Genomic DNA, 15,765 nt, shown 5'->3' on the forward strand with positions numbered 1-15,765 from the left:
GAACACTCATGAAGTCGTTCACCTGGCTGCGTTCTCGGCCCAAGACGTTCGCCTCGATCGGTGCGGTGACGGCCGCGGTTGTCGCTGTCAGCGTCCTCGCCCTGACCTACGACGGTGAGCCGACGACCGAGGTCGAGCTCAACGACGGCGGTGTCTGGCTCACCAAGCAGACGAGCTTGCTCGTCGGACACTTCAACAACGAGTCGCGCGTGCTCGACGGGGGTCTTCGCACGCTGTCGGCGGACTACGACATCCAGCAGGCCGGCAACCGGGTCCTCGTCACGGACGAAGCAGAGAACACCGCCACCGCGATCGACCCGTCACGGGTCGTGCTCTCGGACAGCGCCGACATCCCCTCGGGCGCGAACGTGGTGCTCGGCGGCCCCACCGTCGCGACGATCGACGAGGACGGCGCCCTGCGTGCCGCCCCCTTCACCTCGATCGCCGCGGTCGGCAAGGAAGCCGGCGATCCGATCGCGAAGCTCGGTCGCGGCGCCGCGGTGACCGTCAGCACCGCCGGCGTCGTCTACGCCGTCTCGGCGAAGTCCGGCAAGATCTTCGCCTACGGCCCCAACGCCGAGGGCACCTACGTGCAGACCGCCGAGCGCGAGCTGGAGGGCATCGACAAGGACGACGAGCTCTCGATCACCTCCGTCGGCGGAGTCAGCGTGGTCCTCGACCAGACCACCTCGATGCTCTACTCGACCGACGGCCTGCAGGCCGAAGTGCCGGGCGACGCGGTTCTCCAGCAGCCCTCCAACGCGACCGACACCGTGACGCTCGCGACGCCGTCGCAGCTCGTCCGCGTTCCCCTGGGCGGCGGCGACCTCGTGACGAAGGATGCCGGCAGCGGCGGCGGTGCTCCGGCCCAGCCGGTGTACGTCGCGGGCTGCGCGTACGGTGCCTGGTCGGGCACCGGCGCCTTCGTGCGCGACTGCACGGGCGACGGCGACGACGTGCAGAAGACCATCAAGGGCGTCAAGAAGTCCAGCCAGCTCCGGTTCCGCGTGAACCGGGACGTCGTCGTCCTGAACGACATCTTCGGCGGATCGGCGTGGATGGCGAGCGACGCACTGCAGCAGGTCGACAACTGGGAGGACATCACGCCTCCCGAGGGCGAGGGCGAGGAAGAGGAGGAGACGACGGAGGAGACCATCCAGTCGACCCTCCCCGAGCGCACCGAGCAGAACACGGCTCCCGTCGCCGAGAACGACCGCTACGGCGTCCGTCCGGGTCGCACAACGGTCCTCCCGGTCCTCGAGAACGACCTCGACGCCGACGGCGACGTCCTCGTTGCGAAGGTGGTCACGCCCCCGTCGGTCGGGAAGGTGACGCCGATCTACGACGGCACCGCCCTGCAGATCGCCATGCCCGATGACGCGAGCGGAACCACCTCGTTCACCTATGAGGTCTCCGACGGTCGCGGCGGCAAGGACTCGGCGCGCGTCGCGCTCACCGTCCGGCCGTTGAGCGAGAACTCCCCGCCGGTCCAGAAGCGCAAGACCGCGATCACCGTGGAGACGGGGGGCGTGGTCTCGTACAACGTGCTGACTGATTGGGTAGACCCCGACGGGGACGACATCTTCCTGCAATCTGTCACCCCCGACGGCGGCGACGAGGCCGAGTTCACCTCTGACGGCCAGATCACCTACCGCGCGATCGGCGGCACGCAGGGGCGCAAGGACGTGCCCATCGCGGTATCCGACGGCAGCGAATCCGCCCAAGGCATCGCACGGTACGACATCCGCCCCCTCGGAACTACCCTCCCGGTCACGAACGCAGACCACGTCGTGACGCGCCCTGACCGGCCGGCCACCGTTCGGCCGCTGACGAACGACACGAGCACCGGCAACGAGCAGCTCCGCCTCACCCGCGTCGACGACGTCGAGGGCGGCACCGTCACCCGCGACTACCCCGACAAGTCCTTCACGTTCCAGTCGTCGAAGACGGGGACTTACTACGCGACCTACCTGGCGTCGGCCGGCGCGAACTCCGCCCCCGGCATCGTGCGCATCGACGTCCTGCCCGAAGAGGATGTCGACGTCGCACCGATCGCCGTCCGCGACGTCGCGCTCCTGCCGGCCGGCGGCGACGTGCTCGTCAATGTGCTGGGCAACGACACCGACCCGGCGGGCGGCGTTCTGGTCGTTCAGTCCGTGGCCGTCGATGAGGACGCGGGTGTGGCCGCGGCCGTGCTCGGGCATGAGACCGTCCGCGTCAGCGACCAGGCGTCGCTCGACAAGCAGGTCCGCTTGACGTACACGATCTCGAACGGATCGCAGTCGGCCGAGGGCGAGATCATCGTCATCCCGGTGCCGGCGCCCGAGAAGCTCCGTCCCCCCATCGCCGTCGACGACGAGGTCGTCGTACGTACCGGCGACGTCGTGACCATTCCGGTGATGGACAACGACTACAGCCCGAACAACGACGAGATCCAGATCTCGCCCGAACTCGTGCCGCCGCTCGTCGACGATGCGGACGGCGACCTCTTCGTCTCCGAGGACACGCTGCGCTTCCGCGCCGGGCCGGAGCCGAAGACGGTCAACGCGACGTATGAGGTCGAGGACTCCAGCGGCCAACGCGACGCCGGTTACGTCACGATCCGGATCCTGCCCCGCGACGACAAGTCGAACGCCGCGCCGCGACCGCGCGACGTGACGGTCCGCACGCTCAGCGGGTCGGCGGTCACGGTTCCCGTCGACCTGAACGGGATCGACGCGGACGGCGATTCCGTCGAGCTCGTGGGTCTCGCATCCTCGCCGAAGAAGGGCCGGGTGTCTGCGATCGAGGCTGGCTCCTTCACTTACACCGCTTTCGAAGATGCGGTCGGTGTCGATCGGTTCCAGTACCGGGTACGCGACGCTCTCGGCAAGGAGGCGACAGCATCCGTTCAGATCGGCATCGCCCCGGCCCCGACGACCAACCAGGCTCCGTACGCAGTGCGCGACACGATCACGATGCGGCCTGGGCGCACGGTCGCCGTCGACGTGCTGAAGAACGACTCCGACCCCGACGGTGACAAGTTCACGTTCGCCAAGAACGCGGTGGAGGTCCCCGACGTCGCGGGGCTCAGCGCGAAGGTCTCAGGACAGCAGTTGCTCATCACCGCGCCTGAGAACCCGATGCAGACGAGTGTCGTCTACACGATCGCCGACGAGCGCGGGCTCCGCGCGACGACGTCCGTGCAGATCACGGTCGACCCCGATGTCCCTCTCGCCCGTCCGATAGCGCGAGACGATCGCGTCCTCCCCGACCAGGTGAAGGAAGACGGCACCGTGACGGTCGATGTCCTCGCCAACGACGATGACCCCGACGGCACAAGGTCTGCCCTTGAGGTGTCGCTTGGCAAGGGCGGAGAAAATGCGCGTGTCGGATCAGGCGGTCGCGTCAGCTTGACCGTGACCGATCAGCGTCAGCTCATCACGTATCTCGTCAAGGACGAGGACGACCAGGTCGCTGCAGCATTCTTCCACGTTCCGGCGCTCGTTGATCTTCCGCCCACCCTTCTCTCGACCGAGGGCGTGACTGTCAAGAGCGGCGAGTCGATCGACCTGCCCCTGTCGAAGTACGTACGCGCTTCGGGTAGCGGCAACGTCGTGATCACCGAGACCGAGAAGGTCTCGGCGGCACACAGCAACGGGGCGAGCCTCGTCAAGGACGAGTCGACGCTCACCTACACCTCTGCGGAGCGCTACTTCGGCTCTGATGCACTGACCTTCGAGGTCACCGACGGCTCCGGGCCCGATGATGACACCGGCCGCAAGGCGACGTTGACCATCCCCATTACGGTGTTGCCTCCCGACAACGAGCCGCCCACGATGACGGGCGCGTCGATCTCTGTCGCCCCCGGCGAAGATGCCACGACTCTCGGTCTGCGGGAATTGACGTCGGACCCCGACCCGGGCGACATGGAAAAACTGAAGTTCTCCCTCGCATCCGATGCACCTTCGGGCGTGAATGCATCGATCGACGGGCAGACGCTGCAGGTCTCGGCGCAATCGGATGTCAAGAAGGGGACCCGGTTCTCTCTGACCGTTCGCGTCACCGACGGCGAGACCGAGCCCGTCGAGGCCAACATTCAGGTCACGGTCACTGCGTCTACCCGCGAGCTCCCCTCGGTCAACGACGACGTCGTGCGACAGGCAGACCAGGGTGAGACCGTCTCGGTCAACGTGCTCCGCAACGACGTCAATCCGTTCCCGGAAAAAGCGCTCGAAATCGTGAAGACCCAGATCGAAACGGGTGACGTCACGAGCGTGAACGTGTCTGGCCCCAACGTAAACGTGACCACGGCGAAGGAGTTCGTCGGCAACGTCGTCGTGCGCTACACCGTGCAGGATGCGACGGGCGATGCCGATCGACGCGTTGACGGCCGCATCCGCATAACCGTCCAGGGGCGACCGGACGCACCCGGCAAGCCCACCGTTACGACTGTCCGAAGCCGGACGGTGGTTCTCAGCTGGACCCCGCCGGTGGACAACGGCCGTCGGATCTCGGGGTACACGGTCACGTCGACAGCGGGTGGGTACGCAAGGGAATGCCCGTCCACGACGTGCACTCTCGACGGGCTCACGAACAACGTCGAGTACAACTTCGTCGTGACAGCGACCAACAGCGTCGGCGAGTCCGAGCCGTCGGTTCCGTCCGAGACCGCGCGTCCCGACGTCCGTCCAGACCAGCCTGCGCCTCCCGCGCTCGCGTTCGGCGACCGCAGTCTCGACGTCACGTGGAAGACGCCGGCCACCGAGGGATCGCCGGTCGAGAGCTACACGCTTGAGATCTCGCCCGCGCCGCCTTCGGGCGTCGCACAGAAGACAGGCGTGACCGGGAACAAGCTGAAGTGGGACGGTCTGCAGAACGGTACCGAATACCAGGTCCGGGTTCGCGCGCATAACCGCGCACCCGAGCCGTCGGACTTCTCACAGTGGTCCGCGGGAGAGATCCCGGCCGCGCCGCCCGCAGCAGCGGGCGCTCCAACGGTGGCCCGCCTCGAGCCGGTCGGCAACCGGGCGCAGATGCGTGTCTCGTGGAACGCACCGGCCAACAACGGCGACGCCATCGCGGGCTACGAGCTGAGCGTCATCCGCGGCGGCAGCGTCATCCAGAAGATCTCCGTCGCGGCCGGCCAGACCAGCCAGGCGGTCGTCGTCGACACTTCCGAGACGAACTACACCTACAGCGTCCGGGCGAAGAACAAGGCTGGGTGGGGCAAGATGAGCCCGCAGTCGGCTCCGCGCCGTGCCTTCACGCCGCCGGGTGCTCCGTCTGGTGTCACCGCGGGCGAGGGCGACAACCAGGTCACAGTCCAATGGCAGCCGGCCGCGTCGAACGGTGCCACCGCGAACGAGATCCAATACCAGTACAACGTGAACGGCGGCGGGTGGCGTGCCGATTGGGTCGCGGGCGGCGGTTCAGGAACGTCCGGCACGATCGGCAACGGTGTGGTCAACAACAACGGCACATACACCGTTCAGATTCGGGCTGTGGCCACCGCGGACGGCACGACCTACGAGGGACCCGCGTCGGCTGCATCCAACCAGGTCGCGCCGTACGGGCAGATCGGCAACCCGGGAGCATCAGCCTCTGCCGGGGCTACCAACGTCAACGTGAGTTGGTCCCTGCCGACTGCGAATGGGCGTCCCGTCTCCGCCACGGTCAACATCAGCGGTGCAGTCAACGAGACGTTCCAGGTGACCGGCGACGGGTCGCGCTCGTACAACCCCGGGTACAGCAAGAAGGTCGAGATCAATGTCGTCGCCCGGTCCGATGGGAGTCGGGACACGAGCGCGACGGCGTCGGCTACGACTCAGGACGCGCCGCCGCCGCCGAAGCCTCGCGTCTGGGTCACGCGCGGCGATTATGTCTCGGGCTGCGTGAACGGATGCTACAAGTTCGTCGTCAACACGGAGAACTTCGACGGGGGACGGTACACCGTGGCCTGCAAGTACAGCGGCGGCAATGTCAGCGACAACTTCTACGCATACGACATCCCCTCTAACGGTTCGAAGCAGATCGAGTGCTGGCTCGGTGCCGACGGGTACGACGTCTGGGTCGACCTACAGGGCTGGGGTGGGGCCGTCGACACCGAGAAGCAACCCTGGCCGCGTGGATGACGTGACCAACGATTTCGAGAGCAAGGACTGAACGAATGAGCATGACCCCTGAACAGGCGGCCTGGTTCCGCGACACGTTCACGCGACTCGTCGACAACGTCGACCAGGCGCTGATGGGCAAGCGCGAGGTCGTGGGCCTCGTGCTGGCGGCGATGCTCGCCGAAGGCCACGTCCTCCTCGAGGATGCGCCGGGCACGGGCAAGACGAGCCTCGCGAAGGCGCTCGCGGCGAGCGTGCAGGGGTCGTCGACCCGCATCCAGTTCACGCCGGACCTGCTGCCCTCGGACGTGACGGGCGTCACGATCTACGACCAGCAGAACCACAAGTTCGAGTTCCACAAGGGTCCCGTGTTCGCCTCGATCGTCCTCGCCGACGAGATCAACCGCGCCTCGCCGAAGACGCAGTCGGCGCTCCTCGAGGTCATGGAGGAGTCCCGCGTGACGGTCGACGGCGTGCCGCACGAGGTGGGTCGACCGTTCCTCGTCATCGCGACGCAGAACCCCATCGAGCAAGCGGGAACGTACAAGCTCCCCGAGGCGCAGCTCGACCGCTTCATGATCAAGACCTCGATCGGCTACCCGTCGCTCGCCGTCGCCGAGCGGATCCTCGCCGGCGACGTCGACCGCAACCCGTCGGGCAAGCTGAGCCCCGTCATCACGACGAAGGCCGTCGCCGACATGGCCGACCTGGCCGCCACCGTGCACGTCGACCCGGCAGTCGCGCGCTACGCCGCGCAGCTCGTCGAGTCGACCCGCGAATCCGATGCCACGAAGCTCGGCGTCTCGGTGCGTGGCGCGATCTCGATGATGCGGATCGCGCGTGTGGTCGCGGCATCCCAGGGTCGTCACTACGTCATCCCCGACGACGTGAAGGCGCTGGCGGCACCTGTCTGGACCCACCGTCTCGTCCTCGACCCCGAGGCCGAGTTCTCGGGGACGACGTCCGAGTCGGTCATCGAGCGCGCCCTCGGCCAGGTCGAGGCGCCTCTCGCGAGGGCGTCCGCCGAATGACGATGACGCCGGAGACGGTCGCCGAGGCGCCGGACGCGCCCGGCCCCTCCGGCGCGCCCGCGGGCACCGCACCGGACGCCGCGGAGGACGCGGCGCTGCTCGCGCCCCGCGAAGCGACGCGGTGGGAGAAGCTGCGAGAGGATGCCGGGGTGTGGGCGCGCCGCGCGGGTTCCCGCGCGCGGATCATCGCCGAGGTGATCCAGCTCACCGGCTGGGTCGTCATCGCCGCCGCGATCATCCTCTGGATCACGGCGTTCTCGCTCGGCTGGCAGGAGGCGTTCGTTGCGGCGATCGTGGCGACGGTGCTGGCGCTCCTATGCATCGTCTTCCTCTTCGGGCGGACCGCGTACGAGGTCGACCTCGACCTCACCCGCACGCGCGTCGTGGTGGGCGAGCGGGCCGTCGGTGCGCTGAAGCTCGCGAACCTCACGTCCCGCTCGCTGCTGCCCTCCGAGATCGTCCTGCCGGTCGGTTCCGGTCGCGGCGTCTTCCAGGTGCCGCGGCTTCAGGCGGGGGAGGAGCACGAGGAGCTCTTCGCCATCCCGACGACCCACCGCGGCGTGCTCGCCGTCGGTCCGGTGAGCGTCCTCCGCGGCGACCCGCTGGGCCTGTTCGAACGCACGCACGACCGCCGTCAGGCCGTCGACCTTTTCGTACACCCGCGGACGCTGCCGCTCGAGGGGCTCTCGCTCGGGCAGATGCGCGACCTCGAGGGCCTGCCCGATCAGCACCTCGCCCGTGACGACGTCTCGTTCCACGCGCTGCGCGAGTACCAGCCCGGCGACGATCTGCGCCACGTGCACTGGAAGTCCACGGCGCGCACCGGCACGCTCATGGTGCGCGAGTACGAGCAGACCCGTCGCTCGCACTTCGTCGTGGCGCTGTCGACGCACCCCGGCGAGTACCGCGACCCCGAGGAGTTCGAGACCGCGATCTCCGTCGCCGGCTCCGTGGGCCTGCGCGCCCTCCGCGACTCGCGCACCCTGGACGTGCGCACGTCGGCCGGCAAGATCCGCGCCGAGACCGGACGCCGGTACCTCGACTCGCTCTCCGCGCTCGAGAGCACGAAGCCGCGCGACGGCGGGATCGTCGCGCTCGCCGGCATCCTGGCCGCGCACTCCCCGGATGCCGCCGTCGCGGTCCTGCTCTGCGGGTCGACGGTCGACGCCGGACAGTTGCGCCTCGCCTGCTCGCGCGTGCCCTTCGGCGTGCGGACCCTCGCGATCATCGCCGACAGTCGCCTCGAATCGCCGGTCCTCCGCCGCGTGGGCGACGCTGATGTCGTCGCCCTCGGCCACCTCGATCAGCTCCCCAACGCCCTCCGCAAGGTCCTCTCGTGAATCGGCTCGCCTTCCTTCTGCTGTCGGGCGCGACCTGGCGGCGCCTCGTCGCGGACATCGCCGCCGTCGTGCTGCTGCTCGGCGTCGGGATCGTCGGGTTCGCCGCGACCTTCGACGGCCCGGCCTACCTCGTCGCGACGATCGGCGCGCTCGTGTTCGGCCTGGCGCTCGCATGGGTGGGCGCCCGGTGGCGCTGGGGCATCCTGTCCCTGGCCGGGGCGACGATCGCGCTCTACTTCCTGCTCGGCGGTGCCCTGGCCCTGCCGTACACGACCTTCCTCGGGGTCGTGCCGACCCTTGAGACGTGGCGCCAGCTGGCGCTCGGCGCCGTCACCTCGTGGAAGGACCTCCTCACGACGGTGCCGCCGGTCGACCCGGGCGACGGCCACCTGATCGTCCCGTTCCTGATGACCCTCGTCGCGACGGTGCTCACGGCGTCCCTCGCGCTGCGCCTGCGTCGCGCGGCGTGGGCGCTGATCCCGGCATCCGTCTACATCGCCGGTGAGATCCTCCTCGGCACGGCGCAGACCGTGGCGCCGATCGTGCAGGGCGCCCTCTTCGTCGCCGTCGCCGTCGGGTGGCTCGCGCTGCGCACCATGTGGAGCCCGGAGCGCACGGCCGTCGAGGCCGCGACCCCCGGAGCCGACGCCTCGCGCGCCGCTCGGCTGCGCCGTCTGGTGTCGGGCGGGATCGTCCTGGCCCTCGCGACGGGTGCAGGGGCTGCGGTCGCGGCGACCGCCAGCCCGCCCACCCAGCGGTACATCCTGCGCGACTTCGTCGTCCCGCCCTTCGACATCCACGACTACGCGAGCCCGCTGCAGTCCTGGCGGAAGTACGTCCGCGACTTCAAGACCGACCAGCTGTTCACCGTCAGCGGGCTGCCGAAGGACGGCCGCGTGCGCCTCGCGACGATGGACGCCTACGACGGCGTCGTCTACAACGTCGCCGAGGACGGCGCCGGATCCTCGAGCGCCTTCACCTCGATCCGGTCGAACATGTCGCCCGAGGCGACCGGCACCGAGACCAAGGTGCGCGTCGACATCGAGGAGCTGTCCGGCGTGTGGCTCCCCTCCGTCGGATCGGCCCGCGACATCGAGTTCCAGGGAGACCGGGCGACCGATCTCCGTCGCGGCGCCCACTTCAACGATGCGACCGGCACCGCGGTGGTCACCTCGGGCGTCCAGTCCGGTGACGCGTACACGATCGACACGATCATCCCGCCCGTGATCAAGGACGAGCAGCTCGCCGAGACGCCCTTCGCTCCGCTGAAGATGCCCAAGCAGACCGGCATCCCGCAGGCGCTCAGCGAGATCGCCTCGGATGCGACGGAGGACGCCGAGACGCCCATCGACCAGGCGCGCGCGCTCGAGAGCTACCTGAAGACCGACGGATACTTCAGCCACGGTCTCGCCGATGACGTGTACTCGCCGTCCGGTCACGGCTCGGCACGCATCTCGATGCTCGTGAACAACGACCAGATGGTGGGCGACGACGAGCAGTACGCCGTCACGATGGCGCTCATGGCCACCCAGCTCGGCATGCCTGCCCGTGTCGTCATGGGCTGGCATCCCGATGAGGGTGAGAAGGATGCCGGGGGTGTCTTCACCGCGACGGGCGAGAACATGCACGCCTGGGTCGAGATCGCCTTCGAGGGCAAGGGGTGGATCCCCTTCGACCCGACTCCCGACGAGGACAACGAGCCGAGCCAGCAGAACACGAAGCCGCGCGCCAACCCGAAGCCGCAGGTGCTGCAGCCGCCGCCGCCTGCGCAGGAACCGGCCGATCAGCCGCCGGCACTCGCCGAGGAGCGCGATCAGGATGAGGACGAGGAGCCCGGCCCGGACTGGCTCGGACCCGTGCTCCTCTGGACGGGCGTGGGACTCGGCGGCATCCTGCTGCTGATGTCGCCGTTCCTGGTGATCGGGGGGCTCAAGGCGGCTCGTCGCACCCGGCGACTGCGCGCGGAGCGCACCGCCGACCGCGTGTCAGGTGGCTGGGACGAGCTGGTCGACCGTGCGGTCGACTACCGCGTGGCCGTGCCTCCCGGATCGACCCGCGCCGAGAGCGCAACGGTCGTCGGCGACGCGTTCGACGGTTCTCGCGTCGCGACACTCGCGCTGCAGGCCGACGCCGAGGTGTACGGCCCCGGTGACCCGACCCCTGAGGACGTCGACGCCTTCTGGCGCGAGGTCGACGAGATCGTCGCGGGCATGGCCGGCGGTGCCACGTTCTGGCAGCGTCTTCGGGCCCGGCTGAGCCTGCGATCGCTCCGACGCAGTCGGGCGGGTCGATCGGTGCGCCGGCGATGACCGTGGGTGCCCCCGCGACGATGCCTCACCGCGTCGGCGCCGTCGTCATCGACTCCGTCATCGGAGCGGCGGTCGTCGCCGCGGTCGCGGGGGGCGTCCTGGCCGCGTCCGTCCTGTCGGCCGGCGTCGTGGGGATCCTGGTCCTGCTCCCCGCCGTGGCGGGCGCCTCGCTCGGCTGGTTCCTCGTCCACACCGCCCTGCAGGGCGGTCGGGGCTCGATCGGCATGCGCGTCATGGGGCTGCGGCTCGAGCGCGCCGACGAGGGCGACGGGCGGCTCGGCTTCGGCCGCGCACTCGGGCGCAACCTCGTGTGGACGCTCACCTGCAGTGTCGTCGTCGGTCTCTTCTCACCCCTGTTCGACTCGTCTCGGTGGCGGCGGGGATGGCACGACCTGGCTGTGGGGGCCGTCATCGTCCACCCGGCCGACGTCCCGGCGGTGACGCCCGCCGCGCCGGTCGAGCCCGAGCCTGTCGAGCCCGCGCCCGCGACATCGGTCGAACCCGCGCCCGTCCTCATCCCGCAGACCGCGGCGGCCGCGACGGCGCCCGCTCCCCGGCCCGTCGTCTCGGCGGCGGCCACCGGCCACGGCGACCCCCTTCCTGCGCCGTCGTGGGCTCCGGCATCCGTTCCGGCGAACCGGCCGATCCCGCGGACGCTGCCGGTCGACGTGATCTCGACCGTCCCCGGGGTGCCGCACCGCGACGGCCGGCCCGCATCGGCCGAACGGGTCTCGCCGCCCGTGATCGCGATCCTGCGCTGGGATGACGGGACGCGGCACACGATCTACGAGCCGACGCTGTTCGGTCGGGGGCCCGGCCAGCAGGCGGGGCGTCGCAGCACACCCGTCCGCGACGAGACCCTGTCGCTGTCGAAGACGCACTTCGAGGTCGGCGCCGACGAGCGGGGCTCGTGGGTCGTCGACCGTCACTCGCTCAACGGCGTCGTGATCGTCCGCGCCGGTCAGCCGCAGCGGCTCGTCCCGGGTGAACCGGCGCGCATCTGGTCGGGCGACGTCCTCGAACTCGGCGATCGACGACTGACGGTGGAGTCCGCGCGATGATCGCGATGGACGTGCAAGTCGGGGCGGCGACGCACCCGGGCCTCCGTCGACGCGTGAACGAGGACTCCCACCTGGCGGAGTATCCGCTCTTCCTCGTCGCCGACGGCATGGGCGGCCACGATGCGGGCGCCGCGGCGAGCTCCGCCGTCGTGGCGGAGTTCCGCGCCCTCGTCGGTCAGGACTCCGTCGGGATCGACGAGATGCGGGCGGCGCTCGCGCGTGCCCGCGCCGCCGTGCACCGCATCGGTCACGAGGGGCGGGCCGCCGGCACCACCCTCACCGGCGTCGCGGTCACCGAAGTCGGCGGCCATGGATACTGGCTCACCGTCAACGTGGGCGACTCTCGCACCTACCGCTTCGCGGACGGTGAGCTCGAGCAGATCAGCGTCGACCACTCCGTCGTGCAGGAGCTCATCGACGCGGGCGAGCTGACCGGCGAAGCCGCCGGACGGGATTCGCGCCGCAACGAGATCACCCGGGCGATCGGCGCGGGCAGCGGCGGCGAGGCGGACTTCTGGCTCATCGCGGCCGAGCCGGGCGATCGCATGCTGATCTGCTCTGACGGCCTGTCGGGCGAGGTTCCCGAGGACCGCATCAGCGGCATCCTCCGAGAGGTCGTCGACCCGCAGGATGCCGCGACCCGCCTCGTGCACGAGGCGATGCTCCACGGCGGTCGCGACAACATCACGGCCGTGGTGGTCGATGCCGTCCGCGTGGCGGGGCAGGATGATGATGCGTACGACACGGCTCCCGCGGGGGGCGCGTCGTACGCCGAAGAGGACACACGGCCGCGAGCAGCGGCAGGAGGAGACGCCTGATGCGCGCAGTGCGATATCGGCCCGACGGCGCCCCGGAAGCCTGGCGTGCCGCCGTGACCGGCTCGGCGCTCGCCGTGCTGCCCCCGGCTGTCACCCCGCACGCCGTCGAGGGTGTGTGGCGCCGGCTCGAGAACGGCGGGATCGGCGCCGTCCTCGAATCCCTCACAGGGGCGTTCGGCACGTCGCTCGCGGCGATCCCGCCGTTCGGTCTCGCCGTCGCGGAGGGCGACGGGGTGCGCGTCGCAGTCCGCGGTCCGGTGACCCTCGTCGTCGAGACCGCCGACGGCGTCGATGCGGTCTCGGGTGCCGGCGTCGCGACGTGGACCGAGAGGTTCCTGCCGGGCGTCATCCGCGTGAGCGTCGACCTCGGGACAGCCGCGGATGCCGACCTGTTGCCGATCGAGTCGGGCGTCGTCCCCGTCGCCGAGATCATCTTCGACGTCGCAGAGCACGAGACCGCCGCGCCTGTCGCAGCGCCCGTGACGGCGGGGGAGCCCCTCGCCGAGCCGGAGCCGGAACCAGTCGCCGAGCCCGAGCCGGAGCCTGTCGCCGAGCCCGAGCCCGAGCCCGAACCCGAGCCCGCACCGGAGCCCGAGCCCGAGCGAGAGCCCGAGCCGGAGGCATCCACCGTGGCACCTGACGATCTGGGCGAGACCGTCGCCTCGCCGCGCACCCTGGCGAAGGAACCTGAACCGGAATCGGAGCCGGAGACCGAGACGCCGGGGCTGGTCACGGGGGTTCCACCGATCCACACGCTCGGCGGCTCGCCCGTCTCGGTCCCCGTGCCGCACGATGCGCCGCGGCCGCCGGACCCCGGCGAGACGATCTCCGGGCCGGATGAGGACGCCGTCCTCGGGGCGACGATCGTGAGTTCCCGGGTGGCGCCGCAGGGCACCGCGCCCGTCCCCGCCCTGCCCCCGTTCGTGCCGCCGCACCCCGCGCCGCCCGTACCACCGGTTGCGGATGCGTCGGCGCTGGGCGACCACGACGGTGCGACCGTATCCGTCGCCGAAGCGCGCGCGATGCGGTCGGCATCCTTCGATTCGATCGAGGACGTGCCGCCGCGGAGCCCGTCGCGGGGCCGCGTCCGCCTCGCCGACGGCCGCGTCGTCGAACTCGAGCGCACAGTCATCATCGGCCGCCGACCGCGCTCGACGCGACCGGCCGAGAACGAGCTGCCGACCCTCGTCGCCGTGGACGGCCCACAGCACGACATCTCGCGCAACCATGTCGAGATCCGCGCGGAGGGTGAGCACGTGCTCGCCGTCGACCTCGCGAGCACGAACGGCACCGTCCTGCTCCGGGGCGGCCACGACCCGGTGCGGCTGCACCCGAACGAGCCCACCATGGTGATCGACGGCGACGTGCTCGACCTCGGCGACGGCGTCACCCTGACCTTCGAGGACCTTCCGTGAGCTCGAAGCGAGCCCCCGCCGCGCCACCGGAGCTTCCCGGCTTCTCCTACGTCCAGGTGCTCGGCTCCGGCGGATTCGCCGACGTCTACCTGTACGAGCAGGCGTTGCCCAGGCGTCGCGTCGCCGTCAAAGTGCTCCTCGCCGACAAGATGACGAGCGGCGCGGCCGAGCAGTTCCAGGCCGAGGCGAATGTCATGGCGATGCTCTCGACGCATCCCGCGATCGTCACGATCTACCAGGCCGGTGTCGCCGGCGACGGCAGGTCGTATCTCGTCATGGAGTACTGCTCCAAGCCGAACCTGCAGGTCCGCGCCCGCTCGGCCCCCATCTCGGTGGCCGAGGCGCTGCGCGTCGGTATCCAGGTCGCGGCGGCGGTCGAGACCGCTCATCGTGCCGGCATCCTGCACCGCGACATCAAGCCGGCGAACATCCTCGTCACCGAGTACAACCGGCCCGCCCTCACCGACTTCGGCATCGCGACGACGGCGGACGGCATGGATCCGTCTGCGGGGATGTCGATCCCGTGGTCGCCGCCCGAGTCCTTCGCGGACGCGCCGGACTTCACCGTGCGCTCGGACGTGTGGGCACTGGGGGCGTCGGTCTACAACCTGCTCGCGGGACGGTCGCCGTTCGAGGTGCCCGGTGGCCGCAATGGCGGCGCGGACCTGATCCGCCGGATCGAATCCGAGCCACTCGCCCGCCTCGAGCGGGCCGACGTCCCCGCGTCGCTCTTCCAGGTGCTCGAACGGGCGATGTCCAAGCGCCCGGCCGACCGTTTCGAGTCCGCCGTCGCGTTCGCCCGTGCGCTGCAGAAGGTGCAGATCGAGCTGGCCCACTCGGTCACCCCGATCGACATCCTCGACGACGCCCCTCCCCTCGAGGAGCAGGAGGAGGAGGGCGAGCTCACCCGCGTCCGCGGCATCGTCAGCATCGACCCGCACACCTCCCCGGCGGCAGGACCCACGTGGGAGCGGACCGCCCTCGCGGCGGGTCTCGCGACCGGGACGGATGCCACGCAGCACCGCGACACCTCGGGGTGGGCCCCCGGTGCCACGGCCTCCGCGACGGGCGTCGACTCGACCGTCCTGCGACCGCCGACCGCGATCCCGCCGTCGGCCCCCGCCACTGCGGTGTCCGAGCCGGATGACGGCACGATCGTCCGGGGGTCGCAGCGGATCGCTGCCGGCGAGACCCCTCCGGCGACATCACCGACCGCGCCGCCGGCGTCGGCCGGTGAGACCGTCGGTCGGACGGCCGCGCCGGCTCGGTCGCGTCGGGGACTGTGGGTCGGGCTCATCGCCGCTGCCGTTGTCGTCGTCGTGGTGGTCGGCGCGGTCGTCGTCGCATCGCTGCTCGCGCCGCCCGCGACGGAGGCGAAGCCCGCGCAATCCTCGGCCCCGACTCCGAAACCCCAGGAACCCGACGCGGAGTTCATCGCGGCGCCGACCGACGGGTCGAGCCGCATCCAGAACGGCAAGGCGGTCTTCCGGTGGGTCAACCCCGACCCGCAGGACGGCGACACCTACCTGTGGCAGCAGGTGCGCCTCGACGGCGCTGAAGCCACCCCCGCGAACGCCCCCAAGGCGCGCGTGTCCGTTCCTCTCGGGGACGAGACCCAGATCTGCATCGACGTCAGCGTGCGCCGCGAGAACGGCGCGACGAGCGACCCGCTGCGCATCTGCGCGACATCCTGACGGCG

At 70.3% G+C, this 15,765-nt stretch carries 8 protein-coding genes; all 8 read left to right on the forward strand.

The window, feature by feature from the left end; translation table 11 throughout:
• The first annotated feature begins 8 nt into the window (after nt 1–8).
• Genes H286_RS0108055 through H286_RS0108090 form a run of 8 tightly spaced genes read left to right on the forward strand, consistent with a single transcriptional unit; the run spans nt 9 to nt 15,760 of the window.
• Nucleotides 9–6,113, forward strand: a complete 6,105-nt coding sequence (locus H286_RS0108055) for an Ig-like domain-containing protein (RefSeq protein ID WP_020097736.1) — start codon at nt 9–11, stop codon at nt 6,111–6,113.
• A 35-nt stretch (nt 6,114–6,148) separates the two neighbouring features.
• A complete protein-coding gene (locus H286_RS0108060) occupies nt 6,149–7,123 on the forward strand; it encodes an AAA family ATPase (RefSeq protein WP_018185813.1) in 975 nt (324 codons plus the stop codon).
• Nucleotides 7,120–8,463 (forward strand): DUF58 domain-containing protein, encoded by a 1,344-nt coding sequence (locus H286_RS0108065; RefSeq protein WP_020097737.1) that lies wholly within the window; start codon nt 7,120–7,122, stop codon nt 8,461–8,463. Before H286_RS0108060 ends, H286_RS0108065 begins: the two co-directional genes overlap by 4 nt.
• Nucleotides 8,460–10,772: a transglutaminase family protein gene (locus tag H286_RS0108070; RefSeq protein ID WP_020097738.1), complete on the forward strand. Its 2,313-nt coding sequence runs from the start codon at nt 8,460–8,462 to the stop codon at nt 10,770–10,772. The genes H286_RS0108065 and H286_RS0108070 overlap by 4 nt, the downstream gene beginning before the upstream one ends.
• Nucleotides 10,769–11,833 carry an RDD family protein gene (locus H286_RS15215; RefSeq protein ID WP_028497445.1) on the forward strand — a complete coding sequence of 355 codons (1,065 nt, stop codon included), beginning with the start codon at nt 10,769–10,771 and terminating at the stop codon, nt 11,831–11,833. The genes H286_RS0108070 and H286_RS15215 overlap by 4 nt, the downstream gene beginning before the upstream one ends.
• Complete coding sequence (locus tag H286_RS0108080; protein ID WP_020097739.1) at nt 11,830–12,651, forward strand: PP2C family protein-serine/threonine phosphatase; 822 nt, start codon at nt 11,830–11,832, stop codon at nt 12,649–12,651. The genes H286_RS15215 and H286_RS0108080 overlap by 4 nt, the downstream gene beginning before the upstream one ends.
• The gene (locus H286_RS0108085) at nt 12,651–14,066 is read left to right on the forward strand and encodes an FHA domain-containing protein (protein ID WP_020097740.1); all 1,416 of its coding nucleotides are present in this window, start codon (nt 12,651–12,653) and stop codon (nt 14,064–14,066) included. Before H286_RS0108080 ends, H286_RS0108085 begins: the two co-directional genes overlap by 1 nt.
• A complete protein-coding gene (locus H286_RS0108090) occupies nt 14,063–15,760 on the forward strand; it encodes a serine/threonine-protein kinase (RefSeq protein ID WP_020097741.1) in 1,698 nt (565 codons plus the stop codon). Before H286_RS0108085 ends, H286_RS0108090 begins: the two co-directional genes overlap by 4 nt.
• Nucleotides 15,761–15,765: the final 5 nt, after the last annotated feature.

Source organism: Microbacterium sp. 11MF, assembly GCF_000383475.1.
Lineage (GTDB): Bacteria > Actinomycetota > Actinomycetes > Actinomycetales > Microbacteriaceae > Microbacterium > Microbacterium aquilitoris.

Coding starts and splice junctions, on each gene's coding strand:
- H286_RS0108055 (WP_020097736.1), top strand. CDS start 9: ATGAAGTCGTTCACCTGGCTGCGTTCTCGGCCCAAGACGTTCGCCTCG.
- H286_RS0108060 (WP_018185813.1), top strand. CDS start 6,149: ATGAGCATGACCCCTGAACAGGCGGCCTGGTTCCGCGACACGTTCACG.
- H286_RS0108065 (WP_020097737.1), top strand. CDS start 7,120: ATGACGATGACGCCGGAGACGGTCGCCGAGGCGCCGGACGCGCCCGGC.
- H286_RS15215 (WP_028497445.1), top strand. CDS start 10,769: ATGACCGTGGGTGCCCCCGCGACGATGCCTCACCGCGTCGGCGCCGTC.
- H286_RS0108080 (WP_020097739.1), top strand. CDS start 11,830: ATGATCGCGATGGACGTGCAAGTCGGGGCGGCGACGCACCCGGGCCTC.
- H286_RS0108085 (WP_020097740.1), top strand. CDS start 12,651: ATGCGCGCAGTGCGATATCGGCCCGACGGCGCCCCGGAAGCCTGGCGT.